At 58.2% G+C, this 21,249-nt stretch carries 17 protein-coding genes; 5 read left to right on the forward strand and 12 right to left on the reverse strand.

Going from position 1 to position 21,249, the window contains the following annotated elements; genetic code table 11:
• Positions 1–8 precede the first annotated feature (8 nt).
• The 7 genes from C1A35_RS25440 to C1A35_RS25475 form a co-directional block, all read right to left on the reverse strand.
• Positions 9–1,208, reverse strand: coding sequence for an efflux RND transporter periplasmic adaptor subunit (locus tag C1A35_RS25440; RefSeq protein WP_104667040.1), 1,200 nt, complete (start codon positions 1,206–1,208; stop codon positions 9–11).
• Between the two features lie 5 nt (positions 1,209–1,213).
• The gene (locus C1A35_RS25445) at positions 1,214–3,574 is read right to left on the reverse strand and encodes an ABC transporter permease (protein ID WP_104667041.1); all 2,361 of its coding nucleotides are present in this window, start codon (positions 3,572–3,574) and stop codon (positions 1,214–1,216) included.
• A 6-nt stretch (positions 3,575–3,580) separates the two neighbouring features.
• Positions 3,581–4,300: an ABC transporter ATP-binding protein gene (locus C1A35_RS25450; RefSeq protein WP_199773019.1), complete on the reverse strand. Its 720-nt coding sequence runs from the start codon at positions 4,298–4,300 to the stop codon at positions 3,581–3,583.
• A 51-nt stretch (positions 4,301–4,351) separates the two neighbouring features.
• Positions 4,352–4,795: a baeRF12 domain-containing protein gene (locus tag C1A35_RS25455; RefSeq protein WP_104667042.1), complete on the reverse strand. Its 444-nt coding sequence runs from the start codon at positions 4,793–4,795 to the stop codon at positions 4,352–4,354.
• Positions 4,796–4,810: 15 nt separating this feature from the next.
• A complete protein-coding gene (locus tag C1A35_RS25460) occupies positions 4,811–5,641 on the reverse strand; it encodes a universal stress protein (RefSeq protein ID WP_104667043.1) in 831 nt (276 codons plus the stop codon).
• Positions 5,642–5,711: 70 nt separating this feature from the next.
• On the reverse strand, positions 5,712–6,236 hold the full coding sequence (locus tag C1A35_RS25465) for an Hsp20/alpha crystallin family protein (RefSeq protein ID WP_104667044.1): 525 nt from the start codon (positions 6,234–6,236) through the stop codon (positions 5,712–5,714).
• A 490-nt stretch (positions 6,237–6,726) separates the two neighbouring features.
• On the reverse strand, positions 6,727–7,677 hold the full coding sequence (locus C1A35_RS25475) for a glucokinase (RefSeq protein WP_104667046.1): 951 nt from the start codon (positions 7,675–7,677) through the stop codon (positions 6,727–6,729).
• 137 nt (positions 7,678–7,814) lie between these two features.
• Between C1A35_RS25475 and ppsA the strand changes: the two genes are divergently transcribed.
• On the forward strand, positions 7,815–10,193 hold the full coding sequence (gene ppsA / locus C1A35_RS25480) for a phosphoenolpyruvate synthase (protein ID WP_104667047.1): 2,379 nt from the start codon (positions 7,815–7,817) through the stop codon (positions 10,191–10,193).
• 28 nt (positions 10,194–10,221) lie between these two features.
• Here the strand turns inward: ppsA and C1A35_RS25485 are convergent, their stop codons facing one another.
• Positions 10,222–10,542, reverse strand: a complete 321-nt coding sequence (locus C1A35_RS25485) for an ATPase inhibitor subunit zeta (protein WP_234823008.1) — start codon at positions 10,540–10,542, stop codon at positions 10,222–10,224.
• Positions 10,543–10,564: 22 nt separating this feature from the next.
• Positions 10,565–12,187 carry a chaperonin GroEL gene (gene groL / locus C1A35_RS25490; RefSeq protein WP_104667049.1) on the reverse strand — a complete coding sequence of 541 codons (1,623 nt, stop codon included), beginning with the start codon at positions 12,185–12,187 and terminating at the stop codon, positions 10,565–10,567.
• Positions 12,188–12,357: 170 nt separating this feature from the next.
• On the opposite strand from groL, the gene C1A35_RS25495 reads away from it, so the two are divergent.
• Both C1A35_RS25495 and C1A35_RS25500 read left to right on the forward strand, forming a co-directional pair.
• Positions 12,358–13,164 carry a universal stress protein gene (locus C1A35_RS25495; RefSeq protein WP_104667050.1) on the forward strand — a complete coding sequence of 269 codons (807 nt, stop codon included), beginning with the start codon at positions 12,358–12,360 and terminating at the stop codon, positions 13,162–13,164.
• Positions 13,165–13,313: 149 nt separating this feature from the next.
• Positions 13,314–14,225, forward strand: a complete 912-nt coding sequence (locus tag C1A35_RS25500; RefSeq protein WP_104667051.1) for a hypothetical protein — start codon at positions 13,314–13,316, stop codon at positions 14,223–14,225.
• On the opposite strand, the gene C1A35_RS25505 is transcribed toward C1A35_RS25500, so the two are convergent.
• The 3 genes from C1A35_RS25505 to C1A35_RS25515 form a co-directional block, all read right to left on the reverse strand.
• Entirely contained in the window at positions 14,208–15,197 is a 990-nt protein-coding gene (locus C1A35_RS25505) for a ribose-phosphate diphosphokinase (RefSeq protein WP_234823009.1), read from the reverse strand. The genes C1A35_RS25500 and C1A35_RS25505 overlap by 18 nt on opposite strands.
• 70 nt (positions 15,198–15,267) lie before the next feature.
• On the reverse strand, positions 15,268–16,152 hold the full coding sequence (locus tag C1A35_RS25510; RefSeq protein ID WP_234823010.1) for a helix-hairpin-helix domain-containing protein: 885 nt from the start codon (positions 16,150–16,152) through the stop codon (positions 15,268–15,270).
• A gap of 25 nt (positions 16,153–16,177) precedes the next feature.
• Entirely contained in the window at positions 16,178–16,597 is a 420-nt protein-coding gene (locus C1A35_RS25515) for a DUF3775 domain-containing protein (protein ID WP_104667053.1), read from the reverse strand.
• A gap of 297 nt (positions 16,598–16,894) precedes the next feature.
• On the opposite strand from C1A35_RS25515, the gene C1A35_RS25520 reads away from it, so the two are divergent.
• Both C1A35_RS25520 and mgtA read left to right on the forward strand, forming a co-directional pair.
• Positions 16,895–18,457, forward strand: a complete 1,563-nt coding sequence (locus C1A35_RS25520) for an AAA family ATPase (protein ID WP_104667119.1) — start codon at positions 16,895–16,897, stop codon at positions 18,455–18,457.
• 27 nt (positions 18,458–18,484) lie between these two features.
• Entirely contained in the window at positions 18,485–21,109 is a 2,625-nt protein-coding gene (gene mgtA / locus C1A35_RS25525; RefSeq protein WP_104667054.1) for a magnesium-translocating P-type ATPase, read from the forward strand.
• The last annotated feature ends 140 nt before the right edge of the window (positions 21,110–21,249 follow it).

Raw genomic sequence — 21,249 nt, forward strand, 5'->3', positions numbered from 1 at the left:
GTGAGAACCTATCGCTCAGTGATTGCGACCCCTTCCGCAATGCGGTCGCTCGGGTAGAGAATAACCTGTTCACCCGAATCAAGTCCCTCGCGGACCTCGACTTCCAGGTTGTTGCGTTGCCCCACGACCACCATTCTTAATCGCGCGTGGCCCCCCTCTGCGGTGAAGACGGCCCATTTGTCAGTTTGCCGGAACAATGCACCCAGCGGCAGTTTGAGTACATCGCCTTCGAAAAGGATAATCCGGACGTCAGCCCGATAACCGTGCCCAAGCGTTGCCCAGCGCCCCGGTGGATCGGCGAGATCGAGAACTACGTCGACACGCTGCTCTTCGATACCCAGCGCCGATACCTTTGTCCGCCCGAACGGTTCGATCCGGCGCACGATCGCGTCAAGATCCTCCCCACCCCAGTTGGTCACAATTGCCTTTTGGCCTGGTTTGAGCTTGACGGCGTCCTCGGAGAGAAGATTGACGATGATCTCCATGTCGTTTGGATTGCCGATCTCGATAAGCGGGGTGCCCGCCTCAACAACGCCTTCGCTGCGGCGCATGACCCTGAGGACGACACCGTCCACAGGCGCCGTCAATGCAACGCATTCGCAAGGTCCGCTACGGTTCCTGATTTCCTGGCGCGAAAGTAGTCGTGAGCGTGCTTGGCTCAGTTCATGGCGCCTGACGTTGAGCGCTGCCTCCGCCGTCGCGAGGTTGGCCTCGGCTACGTTGTAGACACGCTCCGCATCGTCAAAAGCCCGCTTCGAGATCGTGTTGCGCTCCATTAGCTGGCGCGCGCGCCCTCTCTCTGCCTCCGCAAACGCCAGGTCCGCCTTCGCCTTGTTGAGTTCGGCGGCCGCTAGGTTGTAGGCGGCCCCCGCGGCTTCCACGGCCGCCCGTTGCTCCGCTTTCGATCTGACGTCGAGGAAAGCTGGCGCTGCAGGTTCGATCTGACCGAGCAAGGTTTCTCCGGCCTTGACAGGATCTCCGGCTTCAGCAGTTATGCGCTGCAGCTGCCCGCGAAGGGGCGCATGAAGTGTGTAGACTTCGCGCACGCGAGCCTCCCCTTCCTCGTCGATCGTTACGCGCAACAGCCCCGTCTTCACTGATGACAGGTCCACCGGAACCGGCTGGGGTCGCAGCACATAGGCAAGGACGATCGCCAGCAATGCCGCCAGGCTTCCCCAGATTGCCATTCGCTTCTTGGACGCGCGCATCCGCGCTACTCCCTGGTCTTCAGCGCCGCGATCAGGTCCAACCGGTCGAGCCTGCGACGCGTGACAGCGGCGCAGACTAATACCGATGCAAGCATGATGAGTGCGGCCTTGCCGTAAGTTGAATTTTGAAGCACGAGCGGCACACGGTAGAGTTCGGTTTCAAAGGCGCTCGTCATCCACCATGCGAGCGCCAAGCCGATCGCAGCGCCAAGAGGAATGGCGAGCCAGGTGAGCAGACCAACTTCCCCGAGAAGGATGTAGGAGATCTCCCACCGGGTGAAGCCGAGTATACGCAACGTGGCAAACTCCTGCGCTCGCTCGGAGATCGCTATGCGGATTGAGTTGTAAGCTACTCCCACCGAAAGCGTCATAGAAAACGCGATGAAGAAGCCAATGAAAATGAAAATCGTCTCCCCCATCGTATCGAAGAAGGTATCAATAGCGGCTTGTCGAAACTGTATGGAAGCGATGCCAGGGATGCCCTTCAGTCTCGCAAGCAGGCCGGATCGGTCCGCCGCGTCCATGCGGATATGCAGACCACTTGCAACGCGACCGTCTCCAGCAAGGCGATTGAGCGCTCCCATTTCCATATATGCGGGCTTGCCGATGTAGGTTTCGAACAGTTGCACCACGCGCACGCTGAAGGAGGCCCGGTGCCCCTCAAGGAGCTGGACGACAACGGTATCGCCGATCTGAATTCGCAGAAGTTCTGCAAGCTTGCGAGAAACGACCAAGCCGCCGGCTGGTATCTGAAGGCGACCGCGTGAAACGTCGAACACGGGACTAAGGATGGCGCTCTCCGGAACGCCGATTATGCCCTGACGCTCGGTGAGATGCCCGCGACTGATCCGCGCGGATAGGTAACGATGGGGTTCGACTGATAGCACGCCAGGCAAATTTTCGAAGTCCCGCACGGCTTTGAGCGGATGGAGTTCGTCAAAAGCGATCGTCGCGTCTTGATGTTGTCCGCGCTCAAAAACAGTTTCGGCTAGTGTGTCGATCGCATCCACCCATTGGAGAGCCATAATCGTAACTGCCGCCGACATCGCCAATCCAAAACTAGTGAGCAATGCGCGTCCGGGCCATCGTGTGATCCGACGCAGGATCATGCGGGTGGGCTCGTCGGGTCCAGAGAATGCGAAACGCGTTGTAAACAAACGCCGATAAGATGGCGGTGAGGGAGGTCTCATCGCCTCCGCCGGCGGCAGCCGAACGGCACGATAGCTCGCCGTCAGGCTGCCAGCCAGCGCTGCAGTCAGACTTATTGTGGCCGACACAATGAATGCGACTGGGCCGGGACGATACAGAAGGAAGGGAAAGCGGTAAAACTTTGTGTAGAGCTCAGTGTTCCAGTGACCAAACCATGCGCCGGCCAGCGACCCGATCACGACACCGGTAGTTCCAATCGCGAGGACGAGCTTGAAGTAGTGCCACCCGACTGTCCAATTCGTGTAGCCGAGAGCCTTCAACAGGCCGATTTCCCGGCGCTCCGTATCGACAAGGCGCGCCATTACCAGGTTTGTAAGGAAGGCCGCCACGGCGAGGAATATGGCGGGCATCACGCGAGAGAGGTTCTTTTGTTGTGCAATTTCGCTTTCGAGGAACCAGTTTGAAGTTTGGTCTTCGCGGCCGTAGGCTCCGATGCCACCGTAAGGCGCAAGAATGTTGTCGAGCCGACGGACTGTATCGCTGACGTCCGCACCGGGTAGCAGGCTGACTGCAACGCTATTAAAGGATGCCTTGAGATCGAACGCCGCGCTCAATGCGTCCCGTCCCATCCAGAGAATCCCGAAGCGTGCGTCGTCCGGCATCAGCCCTCCCGGTGCGATGGCGTACACGAATTCCGGACTGAGGGCGGTCCCCACGATCTCCAGCGTGCGCTTGCGGCCTCGCAAGATGGCCTCAATGCTGTCGCCTGGCTTCAAACGATGCGCTTCGGCAAACGGCTCACTGACGACAACTTCATGACCACGTGTCGGGTCGACCAGACGTCCTGAGCGGATCACAAGCGCGTTCAAAAGCTGCGGGCCGTTATCGGGCAACGAGATTACCCGCGCGACCACTGGCTCGAGATACCCGGCGACATTGAGGATTGCGCGCTCGTCGATCCGTGTCTCAACCAGTCTGACGCCGGCGATTTCGCCGATCTCGCGCTTGCGGTACTCGGGCACACGTTTGGCATGAGCGAATACATCGGCAAAGCGGGTCCGCTCATAATAGGCGGCAGTGGTTTCCTCGAGTGCTTCGATCGTTGTCAACGACATGACCAAAAGCGCCGTGCCGGACGCGATCACCAATGCGATCGCCAGAAGCTGAAACCTCATCTTCCAAAGCTGCCGCAAAAGCTTTCGGTCGAGGCTCGTCATCACGGCTCACCAACTCAGTTCACCAGGCGCCCGTTGCGTCGCGTTGCACCGCGTCTCGACAATGCGACCATCTGCGAAATAAAGGACGCGATTGGCGATTTCGGCGATAACGGCATTGTGCGTGATAAGGGCAGTGGTCGTCCCGAGTTCCCGATTGATCCTGAGAATAGCCTCGAGCACAAGGATGCCGGTCTTGCTGTCTAGAGCCCCTGTCGGTTCGTCACAAAGCAGCAAGTCGGGTCGCTTGGCGATCGCCCGAGCGATCGCAACACGTTGCTGTTCTCCACCGGAGAGCTGTGCAGGAAAATGATCAAGGCGATCGCTCAGTCCGACAAGCGCCAGTGCATCGGCGGGCGGCATGGGATCCCTTGCGATCTCGGTCACCAAAGCGACGTTTTCGCGCGCAGTCAGGCTTGCGATCAGGTTGTAGAACTGAAACACGAAGCCGACGTGGTTTCGCCTGTATTGGTTGAGCGCACGCTCACTGCCGAACGAAAGCGGATGATTGCCAAAGCGAACTTGGCCAGACGTGGGTGTGTCAAGACCGCCCAGGATATTGAGTAAGGTGGATTTGCCGCTTCCGGAAGGTCCGAGCAGCACCACGAGTTCAGCTTTGTAAAAATCGACATCGACGCCGCGAAGGGCAGATACCTCAACTGCGCCCATTCGATAGACCTTCATCAGGTCTCGCGCCTCAAGCGCGGCGGCCCCGTCTTCGATTTCCACTGACCTTCCCTTTTGATTAGACGATCGGGCACCGGCATTCCACTCTATGCCCTAGTCGGTAAGGTACTTTTCAATATCCGCAACCTCGAGATTGACGAGATCTTTCCCCAGTTCTGCGCTGATGACGGACCGCACGTGTGGGTCGAGTTCGGTGCGCAGCTGGCCGAGCACGCGTGGGGGCGCTGCCAGTACGAGGCGTTGGATACCCTCGTTGCGGACAAGGGCCGAGATCCTCTCCGCAATATTTGCGACGAATCTTTCTTCGGCCTGCCGATGCAAGTCGGTCTGCTCGACCTTGCTTCTCGCTCCGCTGACCGATTGAAAGACCGTTCCCTCCCGATCGCTTCCCAGCATGCGCGCCGACGCTCCTGGATTGGCGACGGTTTCGATGACGATCAGATTGAGGAGTTCGGAGTTCCCGGCGTTGCGCATCATAAGGGCGCGGCCTCCGTCACACGCCAAAACCCAGCAATCGTGCGGAATTCTTGGTTTCATCTGCCATGCCCCCGTTCAGTGAGCCATAAGGATTGGCAACTTCGCCTCTTTGAGCATGGATTTCGTGACACCCCCGAGGATGAGCTCCAACAGCTTGGAATGTCCGTAGGCACCCATGACAATCATGTCGGCGTTGATGTCCATTGCATGCCTTTGCAGCGTCTCGGTCACAAAGTGACCTGCGCTCGGCAGGGTCTCCACCGAGACATTGATGCCGTGGCGGGCGAGATACGTTGCGATATCGGCGCCCGGTTCGCCACCGCTCACCCTCAAGGCCGCAACGGGGTCGACCATGGTGACGTGAACAGATTGAGCCATCTTCATCATTTCGAGCGCATCTCTTACGGCGTGGGCCGCGCTCGGACGCGAATCCCAGGCGAGCAGGATCGTCCTTGGCCGCAATGTCGCGATCCCACCGGGCGGGACGAACAAAACTGGGCGACCCGCTTGGAAAAGTCCGCCGCTGACAACCTGAGACTTCAACTCATCGCTCGCAAATACGCCGGGGCCGGCGAGGACCAGATCCGCGTAGAGGGCTCTTTCGCCGATATCATAAGCGGGGCCTGCGACCTCCGCGTACACGCTGTCGACATCAAATGACAATCCGGCCGTTGCGAGGCGCTCGCGGATCTTGACAATGTGGTCGGAAAGCCGCTGCAGGTTGCGCTCGCGCACTTCCAGCCAGCTCGGCGATAGCGTCTGATAGCGTCCGGTAGGCACGGGGGCCATGGTGACGACCAGGGTGCTGAGATGTGCGCTCACCTCGCCGCCCAGGTTCATCGCGATGTCTAGATCCTCGGCGGCTATATCGTCTGCGAGCACGTTCAAAATCGTCTTGAATGACATGATATCCTCCCTTTGGCGGTCAGCGCTCCGCAAGGCACTTGAACCCTTGCGGAGCGGAGCGCCGAGCTCGTTAGGCGGCGTTCACCTGGATCTTGCGATCGTTCTGTTGAGCCTCCTTGGTTTTTGGCAACGTGACCGTCAGCACGCCGTTCGAAAACGTCGCCGCAATGTCTTCGGCTTTCACGCCCTGAGGCATCTTGAAGGTGCGCTGGAACGAACCATAGCGCCGCTCGGACAGGACGTATTCCCTGTCCTTTTCTTCCTTGGCCTCCAGCTTTTCGCCGCGGATCGTCAGATTTCCGTTCGAAACCTTTACCTCGATGTCCTTTTCCTCGATCCCTGGCAACTCGGCGGTGATCTCGTAGCTCGCCTCTTTCTCGACGAGATCAATGGCCGGCGCGAGTGCCCAGGTCGGCAGGACGGTTGAGCTGTGAACATGCACGGGGTCAAACGACCGGCGCCAGAAGCTCGGAGTGAAGTCGTCGAACAGGCGGTCGATTTCGGCCCGCAAACCTTCAAAGGGCATCCACGATTGCGCGCGGGAGCGAGGGGCTTCGTCTTGCTTGATCGGGAGTTTCGTCGATGTCTCAGTCATGACTGGTTTCTCCTTTGAGTAAACGTGGGGCCTGGCCGGCGACCGACAAAGGACATGGGGAAGAGGCGCATTGATCCTCCATCCGCCTTTGGCCTTCGACCAGTAGACCCAACGATTAGACCGCGATCTGCAAGCTGGTGCATTGACGCCCGTCAAAGCTGGCTCAGTGGCTACTTTGACGCAGAGCAATGCAAGACATGGTCGTTCGTGTTGTTGTTCACCAGCGCGACGTTCAGGGATTTCCAGATGACCCGGCGTGACATACGGCACATGATACAGGCGGTCCTGTTGAATTGGCTTCTGCTGATCCTGATCGTTCTCATGATCGCTTCGGTCTTCAGTGTGCTCCTGATAAAAGGGGTTCTTCTCAAGGAAAGACAGGTGCGCGTCGAGCCGTCTCAAGGTTTGGTCGCTTCTTGTTGCAACATTCAGACTTCCTGATAGCGCAGACTGCGTTCACCACCGAAGCTGCTCGCAATTGGGCAAGCGCTTAATCCAGGCGCCCGGCGAGTGCCAAAGCCGCGCCCTTCAAAATCGCGTCGTCGCTGCGGATGATGAAAATTGGTATCTCTGCAAGCCAGGCGGACCGTCGGCCTTTCGCTTCGAAAGCTGCTCGAAACAGATCGGCCTTCAACCGTCGTTCCATTCTTCGCGGAATGGGCCCCCAGAGATAAATGCCGCCCCTGGCATCATAGAGAAGAGCGCTGTCACCAGCGAACCTGGCCAGCCAGGTGGCGAAATAGTCCACGGCCTTCGCGGCCACCGCGTCGCTCCCGCGTAATGCCGCATCGATGATGCTGGAGGCCGGCGAGCCGCGCACGGCCTGACCGGCACTTTCGAGCAGCAACTCATGAAGATGACAAAGACCGGCCTCCGACAGGAGGTTCTCGACCGAGACGTAGTCGGTCGCGCAACGGATGCGCTCGAAAATATCAAATTCCCCACGCGTCTGGGGGGCAAAGGAGATACCTCCCGCATGGGTTCGGTGCGCGGTCCATGCGCCATCGTCCGGGGTCAGCGACGTTACGCCGAGCGCCTGTCCGACGCTGATGATCGCCTTCGGCGTACCAGGCTCGACCGTTTGTCCGCTGATCAATTTTGTGTCGTGTAAAGTCAGATGGGGTAAAACCAATGCCAGCGCGTCGAGCGCGTCGACCTTGAAAACTCGCGAGGGTGAAGTGCCCCAATCGAGTTGTTCTGCCAGATCATGATGAAGGCGGTCTTCGTCGGTAGTCGGGCCGCCGTTGACGACCGCGATGCCGATTGCGGAGGTCGCTACGGGCGTGGACCGGATATAGGCGGCCAGCGCGTCGGTCACGCAGGTAAAGGCGTTGTTGTCGAACTGTACGTAGTGGTCGATCGATAGCCGGTCGTAATCCGTAACCGCAAGGCGTGTGTGTGTTTCGCCCATCTCCGCAACGATTGCCTGACGTGCCAACATGCCCACCGCAGGTCCTCCCATATAGTCGGTTCATGAGATTGTGCCGCAAGTCCACCGAACGTGCTTTGACGGCCGTCAAGGTCAGACCCCACCTCGGCGTTTATGATTTGCCGGTTCCTGACTGCTGGAGGCTTGGGATGAGATCCGTTATTTGGCTCGAGAACGTCAGACGAGGCGACATCGGTGACGTTGGCGGCAAAAATGCCTCGCTCGGCGAATTGATCAACGGGCTCTCCGGGAGCGGTATCAAGATTCCAGGCGGATTTGCCACGACGGCGCAAGCCTATTGGCGCTTCATCGATTTCAACGGTTTGCGCGAACCAATCCGCGCGCTTGTGGCCGCATGGGAATCCGGACGCGACACCCTTTCTCAAACCGGGGCGACGATCCGCGCCCTCGTCCTGCAGGGTGCCTGGCCCCCCGACATCGAGGAAGACCTGATATCAGCCTATCGCAATTTGTCGAAAAGGCTTGGTGTTGAGGCCACGTCCGTCGCGGTGCGCTCGAGCGCCACCGCTGAGGATCTGCCAGCGGCGAGTTTTGCAGGGCAACAGGAAAGCTACCTCAACATCTCTGGTGAGCAAGCACTTATGGATGCCTGCCGCCGCTGCTACGCTTCCCTATTCACGGATCGTGCCATGGCATATCGCCAGGCAAACGGCTTCGAGCAGATGAAAGTGGCGCTCTCGATCGGCATCCAGCAGATGGTCCGCTCGGACCTTGGCGCAGCCGGCGTCATGTTTTCGATCGAAACGGAGACCGGGTTTAATAAGGTTGCCATCATCAATGCGAGCTGGGGGCTTGGCGAGTATGTCGTCAAGGGCACCGTCGATCCGGATGAATATCGCGTCTTCAAACCGTTGCTTGGCATTCCTGACATTGTGCCGATAATCGAAAAGAGACGTGGCTCCAAGGAACGAAAGCTCGTCTACGGCGATCGGGCTTCCCCCACGCAAGGCGTCTTGACGAGCGTAGAGGAGAGAGCGCGGCTCGTCTTGAGCGACGAGGAGATTGTGAAGCTCGCCAGATGGGCCGTTTTCGTTGAGGCGCACTATGCATGTCCCATGGACATCGAATGGGCGAAAGATGGTCCTAGCCAGGAGATCTGGCTTGTCCAGGCGCGCCCGGAGACGGTGCAGTCACAGGCGGCGACCAACTTGCTGTCGACCTACCGCATCAGTTCCAAGGGGCGACCGATTGCTCGGGGACTTGCAATCGGTGACGCCATCGCGGCTGCGCCCGTATGCCTTGTCGAACATGCCGGCGACGCTGATCACTTTGTCGACGGCACTGTTCTGGTTGCAGCGACAACGGATCCGGACTGGGTTCCGCTGATGAAGCGTGCCTGCGCTATCGTCACCGACCATGGCGGGCGGACGTCGCATGCCGCAATCGTCAGTAGGGAGCTCGGTGTTCCGGCTATCGTCGGCGTTGGGAACGCAACGCAGTTGCTTCACCCGGGGGAGGTGGTCACGGTATGCTGTGCCGAAGGTGATGAGGGCACGATCTACGAGGGGCGGGCGGACTTCGTCGCCGAGGAAACAGACCTTTCCGACATGCCTGAAACGCGAACAAAGGTGATGCTAAACCTTGCTGACCCGCAGGCTGCATCCAGGTGGTGGCGGTTGCCGGCCGACGGCATCGGGCTTGCGCGCATGGAGTTCGTGATATCGAATACCATCCAGATCCATCCGATGGCACTTGTCCACTTCGACGACTTGCGGGATCAGGCCGCCAGGGAAACGATCGATACCCTGACGAGGGAATACAACGAAAAGACGGAATACTTCGTGGACAAGCTCTCAGCCGGGCTGGCGCGACTTGCCGCTGTTGCATTTCCCAAACCGATCATCGTTCGCATGAGTGACTTCAAGACCAACGAATATGCGGGTCTTTGCGGCGGAAAGCAGTTTGAACCGCTAGAGGAAAACCCGATGATCGGCTTTCGTGGAGCCTCCCGCTATTATTCACCCCGCTACAGGGACGGGTTCGTGCTGGAGTGCCGTGCCATAAGGCGTCTTCGAGAGAGGATGGGTTTTGTGAATGTCGCGCTCATGATCCCCTTCTGCCGCTCTCCCAAGGAGGCGGAAAAGGTGTTGGATACGATGGCCGAGAATGGATTGAAGCGCGGCAACGGGCTTGAGATCTACATCATGTGCGAAATCCCTTCCAATGTCATTCTGGCAGCCGATTTCGCGCGGCACTTTGACGGATTCTCGATCGGCTCGAACGATCTGACCCAATTGACGCTTGGCATCGACCGGGACTGCGAGGACCTCGCCGCCGTCTTTGATGAACGAGATCCAGCGGTAAAGTGGATGATCCGCAAGGTCATCGGCGACGCAAAGGCGGCCGGCGTCAAGATCGGCCTTTGCGGACAGGCGCCGAGCGATCACCCCGAGTTCGCTGCCTTCCTCGTCGACTGCGGAATTGATTCAATCTCCGTTACGCCCGACAGTTTCGTCGCTGTCAAACGAATGGTCGCAACTGCGGAAGCAAAACAGGAGAAGGGCTAGAGGATCAAGGCGAACGGAACTCAAACCGTCATTCCTCGGCTTCGAGCTGCTCGGCCGCTACATAGAGGAGCGCGCGCATTTTCTCCTGCAACATGGCCTTGTCGGCCGCCACGTTGGCAGCGCGCAGATCATCGAGAACCTTCAGCAAGACGTCATCGTCTCCTGGATCGGTTTGACCAGCCGTGATCACCTCTTCCACATAGCCTGATACATCTGTGCGACCGATAACCTGCGCCGCCCACCTCGCCAGAATGCGATTGCGTCGATCGCGAACCCGGATTGCTCTTTCGAAGTCCAGGAAATACTTCTCTTCAAGAGCTTTTTGACGTTCGTTCAATGCGGTCATCATGATGCTCCGACATCTTTTGGGGCTAAGCTTGCATGCCGGCCTCGACAAGACCGTCCCTTGCCGGCTCCGGTATTTCTGTCATGGTGGCTTCGGTGAGCAATAGAACGCTTGCGACCGACACCGCGTTTTCAAGCGCTACGCGAACGACCTTTGTGGGATCGATGATGCCGGCCGACACGAGATCGACATACTCCTTCCGCCCGGCGTCGAAACCGTAATTGCCTTGCGCCTCCATCATCTTCGCCACGACGACGCCACCATCAGTGGACGAGTTCTCCGCGATCTGGCGCGCTGGAAGTTCGAGCGCGCGCTTCAGAATCTGCACACCCGTGCGCTCGTCGCCTTCACATGCCCTTTCCTCATCGGTAATGGCATCTATGCATCGCAAGAGGGCGAGGCCGCCTCCAGGAAGAATTCCTTCGGCTACCGCTGCCTTGGTGGCGCTGATGGCGTCGTCGAGGGCTTCCTTCTTTGACTTGAGTTCCGCTTCCGTGGCAGCACCCACCTTTATGACGGCAACCCCGCCAGAAAGTTTTGCCAGTCGCTCCTCGAGTTTGTCTCGATCGTAATCACCCGTCGTCGTGGAGATTTCCCGCCTTATCTGGTCGGCGCGGCCGGCAATTGCCTTCTTGTCTCCCGCGCCGCCGATGATCGTCGTCGTATCCTTTGTGATGACCACCCGTTCGGCGCGGCCTAGTTGTTCGGCTGTCACCGTATCCAGTTTGATGCCCAATTCTTCGGAAATCAGCTGGCCCCCGGTGAGTATCGCTATGTCTTGAAGCAGCGCCTTTCGCCGGTCGCCGAAACCGGGCGTCTTCACGGCACAGTTTCTAAGTGTCCCCCGCATCTGGTTGACGATCAGCGTGGCGAGCGCTTCTGTTTCAACGTCTTCGGCGATGATCAGCAACGGGGTTCCGGACTTGGCGACGGCCTCAAGCAGGCCGACGCAGTCCTTCAGTGATGTGATCTTCCGGTCAAGAAGCAGAATGACAGAATTTTCAAGCGACACTTCCATCCGCTCCGTGTCCGTGACGAAGTAGGGGGAAAGATAGCCGCGATCGAACTGCATACCTTCGAGTACATCAAGGACCGTTTCGGTAGATTTAGACTCTTCGACGCTGATGACACCTTCGTCGCCGACCCGCTCCATTGCTTCCCCGATAAGGGTGCCGATATGCGTGTCGTTGTGCGCCGAGATCGTTGCGACCTGTTCTTTTTCGCGCTTTGAGGAAACGGGGCGCGAATTTCGTTTGAGTTCAGAAACGGCGCGCTTGAGCGCCCGGTCCAGACCTCGCTTGATATCGATCGCGCTTGCGCCGGCCACGACGTTGCGTAGTCCGTCGGCGAAGATCGCGTGGGCAAGAATGGTCGATGTGGTCGTTCCGTCGCCGACGATTTCGCCGGTCTTTTCTGCCGCCTGCCGCAGCATCCGCGCACCGAGATTTTCCTCCGGGTCCTTGAGATCGAATTCCTTGGCGATCGTCACGCCGTCATTGCAAACGATCGGCGACCCCCACTTTCTCTCAATCAGCACGGATTTAGATCGCGGTCCGAGGGTAACCCGAACCGCATCGGCGAGCTGAGCTGTTCCTTTCAGGATCTTTTCGCGCGCGGCTGAGTGGAAAAGAACTTGCTTGTGCGCCATGGTTCCGACCCTCCATCAATTGTCATCTAGCACGGGAGGAGGGATGCGGCCTTGATGGGCGTCAAAGACATCTTTATCCGCGCCGCCGCACCTTTGACGGCGGTCAAGGCGAGACTGATCGTTTGGTGCTTTGATGAAGTGATCGAAGTCCCAAACTGGGGGTCGTAGCGATGATTTACAACACGATAATGGTAAGCTTGAGTTTGCACGAAAGTGTTTCGCGGCAGCTAAGATTTGCGCGTGGCGTGGCGTCGCGTTTCGAAGCAACACTCATCGGCTTCGCAGCCGGCGACATTCGTATCATAACGGCGGCGCCCCCTGGCGTGGTCATGGACGACGAATTCATGCGCCTCGAAGCGATCGATATCGAACGCCGTCTGGAGGTGCTCAGGCGAGAGTTCGAGGCCGAAGGCGGAGCCGTGGATCTGCTGCGGACAAGCGTTGGTGATCCAACGAAGGATCTCGCGACCGCTGCTCGGTTGGCCGACCTAGTTATCGCAGGCATATCGCAAGTGGGAAGCGAGCAGGTTGACATCGGTGAACTGATCCATTCGGCGGGCCGCCCCGTCCTTATCCCCAGAGCCGACCTTGAGCCGCTCGCTGCCCACAAGGTCGTTGTTGCCTGGAAGGATACGCGCGAGTCCCGGCGCGCCGTGGTCGATGCGATGCCTTTCCTCGTTCATGCCCGTGAGGTCCTTGTCGCATCAGTCGAAGATCAAGGAAAACGCCGCGGCGTGGAAACACTGAATGATGTTGTCCGCCACCTGATCCATCACGGTGCAAGAGCCCGGGGCGAGGTCTTCAGCAGCGATGGGCCTTCAGATGGCGAGACCCTGATCAATATTACCAAGCAGTTTGGTGCGGATCTGATCGTTTCGGGAGCGTATGGCCACAGTCGCTTGCGCGAGTGGCTGGTGGGCGGCGTTACCCGATCGCTGCTGGGCGAAACCTCTCTCCATCGCTTGATGTCGTCGTGAGCCACCCGCCAAGCTGATCGCGCGAACTGTGTCGATAAGGCGCAAGAACAGTGTGTTCAATGTCCGCTCTGCATGAGAAGATCCGCTTTCTCAGCGACCCGGCATCCTATCCTGATCGGCCATCGAGGGTCGAAACCCGGGAGACCCATATGTCATGGGTCTTCCTGACGGATGATTGGGTGCTGAAGCTGAAGAAGCCGGTCAAGACGTCTTTTCTTGACTTCAGCACGATAGATAGCCGTCACTTCTTTTGTTGCGAAGAAATTCGCCTCAATCGCCGATTGGCTGAGGAAACCTATAGAGGCGTCAAACCTCTCTATGCAGACCTTTCCGGCAACCTCACATTTGAGAACTCTGGGAGAGCTGCCGATTGGCTCGTGGAGATGAGGCGGCTCCCCGAAGCCGACATGCTGGATCAGCGCATAAAGGCGGGTGACCTCGCACCGACGGAGCTTATTGGCGTGGCTGAGAAACTTGTGCGCTTCTACGCCGGCTGTCGGCCGGAGAGCGTCGATGGGCATGTGCGCCACCTCATGGATGAACTCGACATCACGCGAAAGATCTTGCTGCGGCCGGAGTTCGATCTGGAGTCCGAAGGCGTTGCTGCACTGCTGGAAGGCATCGGTCACGGATTGCAGGTGATGCGGTCAAAAATCGAGGAGCGGATCAAGAAGGGGTGCCTGGTGGAAGGACATGGCGACTTGCGGCCAGAACACATCTGCCTCGTTAGGTCTCCCCAGATCATCGATTGCCTGGAATTCAACCGGTCCATGCGCCTCGTCGACCCATATGATGAGATCGGTTACCTTGCTCTCGAATGTGAGGTCTTGGGCTCGGGCTGGATCGGTCAATTCTTCCTCACGGCTCTGGAGCGCACGGTTGGAAATCGCCCTTGTGATCGCTTGATGGGTGTCTTTGGCGGTTTCCGTGCCTTGTTGCGGGCCCGGCTCTGTCTTGCTCATCTTCTTGAAACACCAGCGCGCCGCCCCGAGAAGTGGCGACCGCTCGCGCTCACCTACCTCAAGATGGCAAGGGTTCGCTTGTCACTCGTCGTCTCCTGAAAGTGCTGCAAGCGGAACGCCGGTATGCAGGCGGCGAATGGTTTCGGCAAAAAGCGGTGCGCTGCTTAAGACCGTCACACAATCGCGCAGGAGGTCTTCGGGTATATGGAATGGAGAAGCTGAGTCCGTTACGATCGTCCTGTCGATCGCAGGGTGGGCCAGAACCGCCTCGCAGCCCCGGTCAAAGAGCGCATGGGCGGCAAGGGCATAAACTGAATTCGCACCCCGCTGCCGGCAGGCTTCGGCTGCCCTGAGCATTGTTTTTCCCATCCCGATCATATCGTCCACGATAAAAACGCTCGCGCCTTCGACGTCACCTGCAAACAGGTGACCCGAGACGATCCCACCGCTGCGACGCTTTTCCATGATCGCAAGTTGAGCCTCCTTGCCTGACAGACGCTCGTAATGTTCCCGCAGGAGTTGCGCGCGTTTTATGCCGCCGGCGTCGGGCGATAATACCATCGTCCGCTCGGGGCCGGAGAGACTTGCAATGGTCCTGCTAAAAAGTTTGCGGGTGTCGAGGTGAACCGTTGCACAGCGGAAGGCGTTCTGAAATGCCGAAAGGTTGTGGACGTCCAAAGTCACGACTGTATCGATGCCCACCGCCTCGAAGAGTTGTGCCACGTATCGTGTCGTCACCGGGTCGCGTAACTTGGTCTGTCTGTCTTTGCGAGAGTAAGCAAGATAGGGCGCGACGGCGGTTACGCGCGCTGCGCCGTGTTCGCGGCATGCGGCTGCGAAAAAGAGCAATTTACACAGCTTGTCATTCGCCGAACCTTCCGGCGAACCATTCAAGGTATGTATGATGAAAACGTCCCTGCCGCGCACGCTGACAAGCGGACGCGCCTTGTGCTCCCCGCCTTCAAAGTCACGCTCTTCGTGCTCGGCAAGGGCGACTTGGAGTTCGTCAGCAATGGCTCTTCCAAAAGCCATCGTTCCGTTGAGTGCGAAAATCTTCATGAAAGCCAGCATGATCCATGGCGCCCCGGCGTTCATTGACGTCGGTCAAGGATCAAAAACTCCTTTAGGGAAAAGCTCGCGGTCATGCTGACGCGACCGGTTCGGCGTCGCGTTGCAACCGATGGCGTCTAACCTCGCGTTTCCCCGCTGTCGCCCCATGCATGCTGGTCGTCACGATGCTCCAGCCCTCGGGCTCGCCGTCCCGCTGATGGTAAATGACCACCCAGTCTTTCATCTTTCCCAGTTCGTGGGCACGCCTGCTGTTGGAAAACAGAACGGTGAAATGCCAATCGCCCACTTGGGAATGCATGACAGGAAGCCAGGCTTCATGTGTCGGGTTGAACCGACGGGGGGCTATCAGGCGTAGCGCGCCCGAAGCAGCTTTGTCACGATAGGCACGGTCGAGTTCGAGCAAAAGCGCATCGGGCGGTTTGCTCGATCTTTTCCAAAGGTAAGGCGTTGATCGACGCGCGAGGCGCTCAGCCAATGCGGAAGCGATCATTTGCTTTCGCCTGGGTCCGATGCCTTTCAGTGCGAAGTTGCCGCTGTGGATGGCGTTCTCCAGGTCTTCCAGGGTCTGGAGCGTGCCGTCTTCCGCCAAGAGACCAGCCAATCGTGGCCCCATTCCGGGAATAGTGCGAAAGAGCACCTCCGGCGCAAGTTCACCTCGCAGACTTTCCAGTTGCCCCCAGTGGCCCGTTGTGACCATTTCGATGATGGCGCTGGCGATTGCCTCTCCGACCGCAGGCAGTGCTTCGAGGGCTTCCCGGCCTCCTTCCGCGAGAATTGCAGCGATCGGTCGGTCGAGCGCGGCGACAACGTCGGAGGCACGCCGATAGGCACGGGGTCGGAAGCTTTCCTCTCCCTGTTCCTCAAGCAAACCTGCGTATTCACGCAAGTGCCCGGCGATCACCATGTTGTCGCATCGCATGTTTTCCTCAACGATCGGACCGGTCACTCTTGCCACGCCATCCTCCTACTCGCATCGAGCGCTACAGGCGTCCCTTCTCGTACTCCTGGCAAGACTCTCCAAACGCGGCCATTGCCTCTTCCAGGTAATCCGCAAGAAGCGGTGTTCCGATCAAATAGGCGGCCGTGTGTTCATTGTGGGCGTCTGAGGCCTCCGCGCGAATTCGCTGCCAGTCGTCCACCGTGTCGTCTCCGCGGCCGAGCCAGCAAAGGGCGACGAGGTCGATCTTCTCGTCCTCGTTCAACCCGGAGATCGTTGTTTCCAGCTCGGATTCGACGGGATCATCCGGTCGGTCTTCGAGCACGGAGATCATATTGTCGTCCGTGGCATTGGAGGCAGGGTCAACGTCGGAAACAACATCCTTGGCGTCGAATTCGCGCGCCTTGATGATGAGATAGCAAACTGTATCGGGCGAGATCGACAAGTCACAGGTTCTGCTCATCTGAATTCTCCACGCTTGCAGGTTTGCCCCGCTCTCGTCTTGTCACAATAAAGGGCGTTCAACTCGGCGGGCGAACACTCCTACCTTGTTGTCATAATCGCAGGCTTGGACCAGAGCGCTTTGATGACCGTCAAAATAGCCGAGACGCTGGGCGGAATATCCCTGTTAGCCCTGAAGTTTTCTCAGGAGGGATTGATCAGCGTCAACGCAACAACGGTGGATGGCGCGCATGATGGCAATGCTCTGACGGCGCGCATCACCGCCGGCCGCCGCCGTTCGCCATCGAAGCGAGGCAACATGCTCGTTCAGGATCAGACAAGCGCGATATCATTTTTAAGCGACCGGCATGCGCACGGAAACGATGAGATCGAGCACATCGTAACTCATATTTCGCATGTTTTTCTCACCCGCGATCGCGCTTTCAAGATGAAGCGCGCCGTCAAACTTCCGTACGTTGATTTTTCTACGCCGGAGTTGCGGCTGGAAGCCTGCCAACGCGAGGTTCGCCTGAATTCGGTCACGGCACCCGGTCTATACCTTGGCATCCGGAAGATCTCGCGCGACTTGGCGGGAAAGCTCCGCTTTGGCGACGGCGAGCTTGTCGAGCCGGTTGTCGAGATGGTTCGCTTCGAGCAGAACGCGCTGTTCGATCGGATGGCCACGCAGGGACGGCTGCACGCGACGCTCCTGACCCAAGCGGCGCGCATGATCGCCCGTTACCACCAGAGCGCACCTGTCGTCCATCGCAGTTCAGGATCTGCAAACATTGGCGCAGTGCTCGCCATCAACAGAGCTGGTTTTGCCACCAGCCGCGTCTTCGAAGAAGCTGAAGTCGCCACGATCACTCAGCTTTTCGAGGACATACTGAATGAGAATGCGGCGCTTCTCGATAGCCGAGAGGCCGCCGGCAAAGTCAGGCTTTGCCACGGTGATCTGCACTTGCGCAACATATGTCTTATTGCGGGAGAGCCCTGCTTATTCGATTGCATCGAGTTCAATGATCAGATTGCGACGATCGACACCCTTTATGATCTGGCATTCCTTTTGATGGACCTGTGGCATAGAGGATTTCCGCAATTTGCCAACCTGGTCATGAATCGCTACCTCGATGAAACGAATGATGACGATGGTTTTGTGCTTTTGCCATTCTTCATGGCCATAAGAGCAGCTGTCAGGGCCCACGTGATCGCCACTCAAGTTGCCGAGGGCGGAAACGCGGCTGATCTTACCACTGAGGCACGTTCCTACTTTGAGTTGGCCCGCGCGCTCCTTGTAAAAGTTCAACCGCGTCTCATCGTGATCGGCGGCTTCAGCGGCTCGGGTAAGACGACCGTAGCCGATGCGCTGGCCGCCCGGCTTGGCGCCCCACCCGGCGCACGCATTATCGAGAGTGACCGCATTCGCAAGGGGTTGCACGGCGTTGCCGCCGAGGTCCGTCTCGATGCGGATGCCTATCGGCCAGAAGTCTCTGACAAGGTCTATTCCGAAATAGTTCGCCGCAGTCTGGCGATAACGAAGGCCGGTGGGTCTGTTGTCGCCGATGCCGTGTTTGACCGTCTAGAATACCGCAGGCTTATCGAGTTTGCATCTAAGGCCGCAGGTACTCGGTGCGAGGCTGTCTGGCTGCAAGCTGACGCGCAGGTCTTGCTGCAGCGTGTTTCCAGCAGGCTCCAGGGGCCATCCGACGCGGATCTGCGCGTTCTGGCCCGGCAATTATCGGGCGGGCAAAAGCCACCGGACTGGCGCTTGATCAATGCACAAAGGCCGGTTGGCGAGATGGTTGCCGAGATCCTTGAGCGCGTGAACATGGCGCAATATCGCAGGCGAGATCGGGATTGGCCGGTGGAACCCGGTGGGTAAATGCAGTGATGGGGGCGAGCTGAAACAATGGCGCTGCTTCACAACGACGCTGGTTCGACGCCACTTGTCTCTGCGCACCGGGATATAGCCGGCGATTGCCGATCCGGGTTTTGGACCAAGCCGGCGCCGGAGGTGATGAGGCTGTTTGCCACGCCGCCGAATGGCCTATCGTCGGCAGAGGTCCTCGCCCGGCAAGAGCGCTATGGACCGAACACGTTGGAAGCTCCTCCCACCGCAAGAGCGCTTCGAACTTTCGTTACCCAATTTCGCAGTCCGCTCGTGCTGGTCCTGATTGTTGCGGCCGCCATTGCCCTTTTCGTTGGCGACACACAGGACGCGGTCGTCATCTGGTTGATTGTCGTTCTCACCTGCGCGGTTTCGTTCGTACAGGAATACAGAGCGTCAGGAGCGATGGAACGCCTGAAACGCACCATCGCCCCTACAGGAACCGTCGTGAGAGAGGGAGCGCAAGCCACCGTTCCCGTCGATGAACTCGTTCCAGGCGACATTATCCGCCTTGAGGCAGGCAGTCTTGTCCCGGCAGACAGCATTGTGATCGAAACGGCTGGGCTGGAAGTCGATGAGGCCATCTTGACGGGCGAAGCCTTTCCTGCGCCCAAAATTGCCGGCGTCTCGAAAATAGACGCCCCGTTGGCCAACCGGACGAATGTTTTATTCGCAGGGACATCGGCCAGGAGCGGATCTGCAAAAGCTCTAGTCGTCTACACAGGCAAGGACACCGAATTCGCTAGGATAGCTGCCGCGATCGAGCGGCAGGAATCGGAAACAGATTTTGCACGGGGCATCCGCCGCTTTGGCTACCTTATGCTGCAAATCATGCTTGCGATCGTTGTCGTCGTGTTGGCGGCAAATGTCCTGCTTGAACGACCAGTCATAGATTCGCTGCTGTTCTCGTTGGCTCTGGCGGTTGGCTTAACACCTGAATTGTTACCGGCAATCATCGCGGTGACGCTGGCGCGCGGCGCGCTTCGGATGGAACGAAAAGGAGTGACCGTTCGACGACTGGCTTCAATCGAGAATCTTGGGAGCATGGACCTTCTGTGCACGGACAAGACAGGGACATTGACCGAAGGGGTAATCCGTCTGGCAGCTGCGGTCGATGCGTCGGGATCGCCTTCTCAACGCGTCCTGAAGTTGGCTGGCCTGAACGCGTCGATGGAAACGGGCCTCTCCAATCCACTTGACGAGGCCATCAGGGCATCAGTGGTTCGTCTTGATTTGTCTGGTTTCTCGAAGCTTGGGGAAATTCCCTACGACTTTGCCCGCAAGCGACTGTCCGTTATTTGCCGCGATGAGAGCGAGGACGCTGACTTCTTGGTCTGCAAAGGCGCTCTGACCAGCATTCTCGATGTATCGTCGACAATATGGAATGGTGAAGAAGTCAGGGCTGTCACTCGCGACGACCGCTCGTCGATCGACAACCTCCATCGAGGTTGGAGTGACGAGGGATATCGCGTGCTCGGTGTGGCCCAAAAAGTTCTTCGTCGGGGACGAAACTATGGCCGCGAGGATGAAGCGGACCTAACACTTGTAGGCTTTCTGCTGTTTCAGGACGCGCCGAAGCACGGAGCGAGAGAGGTGCTTCAAAAATTTGCGCTCAAAGGCGTGCGAACCAAGCTCATCTCCGGGGACAATCGCTACGCTGTTCGTCACCTTGCCGACGAAATCGGATTGCCCCACGGTCACGTCTTGACGGGAAAAGATTTACTGAACTTGTCCGATGATGCTCTGTTTGCACGCGCCTTTAGGACCGACATATTCTGTGAAGTCGATCCAGATCAAAAGGAAAGAATTGTTAGAGCGCTTCGACGGCGTGGCCACGTCGTGGGCTACATGGGGGACGGTATCAACGATGCGCCGGCTCTCAAGATGGCAGATGTGGGCATCTCTGTCGAAGGTGCCGTCGATGTGGCCCGCGAAGCAGCGGACATCGTGTTGCTGCAGAAAGACCTTGGCGTTCTGCTGAGTGGTGTTGAAGAGGGGCGGCGCACCTTCGCAAACACCATGAAATACATATGCATCACAACAAGCGCGAACTTCGGGAACATGATCAGCATGGCCTGCGCCTCGTTGTTCCTGCCGTTTCTCCCGCTGCTGGCAAAACAGATCCTGCTGAACAATTTTTTGTCAGACATACCCGCCTTGGCTATAGCGACCGATAGTGTCGATCACGAGCTTACAGATCGTCCTTCACAATGGGATATCGCATACATCAGACGTTTCACGATCACGTTTGGATTGACGAGCTCCTTATTCGATTTCGCAACTTTCGGTTTCCTGCTTTGGGGTATCCACGCGACACCTGCGATCTTTCAGACAGCTTGGTTCCAGGTCTCACTCCTGACGGAACTTGGAATCATACTTGTAATACGCACTCGAAGGCCGGCCTGGAAAAGCGCTCCAAGCCGGCCACTCCTCGTCTTGATGGTGGTCGTTGCCGGTCTTGCCTTACTGCTTCCCTATCTCTCCATCATACCCGCATTTGGCTTTGTGCCCCTCTCGGCGTCTGTCTTGGAGGGTATCCTTATCATAACGGTTCTCTATGTGCTTGCGTCGGAGGCGCTGAAGCACGTGTTTATCAAGTCTCGAAGATCCACGGTTAGCGCCCAAACAATGCGCGTCGGCAAGTGATGGAGGGCGGCGACGCATTGTTGCACGCCCACTGGAGGCAGCGCGCGATTGTCGCGCATCTAGCGTTTTCGACCGAAGGTGTCGATTTTTGGGGGAACCTCGTCAGGCTTGATCTGTATCCGGCCTTGCCATTGGATGAG

The sequence above is a fragment of the Ensifer adhaerens genome, from assembly GCF_002940685.1.
Taxonomy (GTDB): domain Bacteria; phylum Pseudomonadota; class Alphaproteobacteria; order Rhizobiales; family Rhizobiaceae; genus Ensifer; species Ensifer adhaerens_E.

What these genes read in the sequence shown, in the direction of transcription:
- C1A35_RS25440 (WP_104667040.1), bottom strand. Translation starts at nt 1,208, where the DNA reads ATGCGCGCGTCCAAGAAGCGAATGGCAATCTGGGGAAGCCTGGCGGCA.
- C1A35_RS25445 (WP_104667041.1), bottom strand. Translation starts at nt 3,574, where the DNA reads ATGACGAGCCTCGACCGAAAGCTTTTGCGGCAGCTTTGGAAGATGAGG.
- C1A35_RS25455 (WP_104667042.1), bottom strand. Translation starts at nt 4,795, where the DNA reads ATGAAACCAAGAATTCCGCACGATTGCTGGGTTTTGGCGTGTGACGGA.
- C1A35_RS25460 (WP_104667043.1), bottom strand. Translation starts at nt 5,641, where the DNA reads ATGTCATTCAAGACGATTTTGAACGTGCTCGCAGACGATATAGCCGCC.
- C1A35_RS25465 (WP_104667044.1), bottom strand. Translation starts at nt 6,236, where the DNA reads ATGACTGAGACATCGACGAAACTCCCGATCAAGCAAGACGAAGCCCCT.
- C1A35_RS25475 (WP_104667046.1), bottom strand. Translation starts at nt 7,677, where the DNA reads ATGTTGGCACGTCAGGCAATCGTTGCGGAGATGGGCGAAACACACACA.
- ppsA (WP_104667047.1), top strand. Translation starts at nt 7,815, where the DNA reads ATGAGATCCGTTATTTGGCTCGAGAACGTCAGACGAGGCGACATCGGT.
- C1A35_RS25485 (WP_234823008.1), bottom strand. Translation starts at nt 10,542, where the DNA reads ATGATGACCGCATTGAACGAACGTCAAAAAGCTCTTGAAGAGAAGTAT.
- groL (WP_104667049.1), bottom strand. Translation starts at nt 12,187, where the DNA reads ATGGCGCACAAGCAAGTTCTTTTCCACTCAGCCGCGCGCGAAAAGATC.
- C1A35_RS25495 (WP_104667050.1), top strand. Translation starts at nt 12,358, where the DNA reads ATGATTTACAACACGATAATGGTAAGCTTGAGTTTGCACGAAAGTGTT.
- C1A35_RS25500 (WP_104667051.1), top strand. Translation starts at nt 13,314, where the DNA reads ATGTCATGGGTCTTCCTGACGGATGATTGGGTGCTGAAGCTGAAGAAG.
- C1A35_RS25505 (WP_234823009.1), bottom strand. Translation starts at nt 15,197, where the DNA reads ATGCTGGCTTTCATGAAGATTTTCGCACTCAACGGAACGATGGCTTTT.
- C1A35_RS25515 (WP_104667053.1), bottom strand. Translation starts at nt 16,597, where the DNA reads ATGAGCAGAACCTGTGACTTGTCGATCTCGCCCGATACAGTTTGCTAT.
- C1A35_RS25520 (WP_104667119.1), top strand. Translation starts at nt 16,895, where the DNA reads ATGCTCGTTCAGGATCAGACAAGCGCGATATCATTTTTAAGCGACCGG.
- mgtA (WP_104667054.1), top strand. Translation starts at nt 18,485, where the DNA reads ATGGCGCTGCTTCACAACGACGCTGGTTCGACGCCACTTGTCTCTGCG.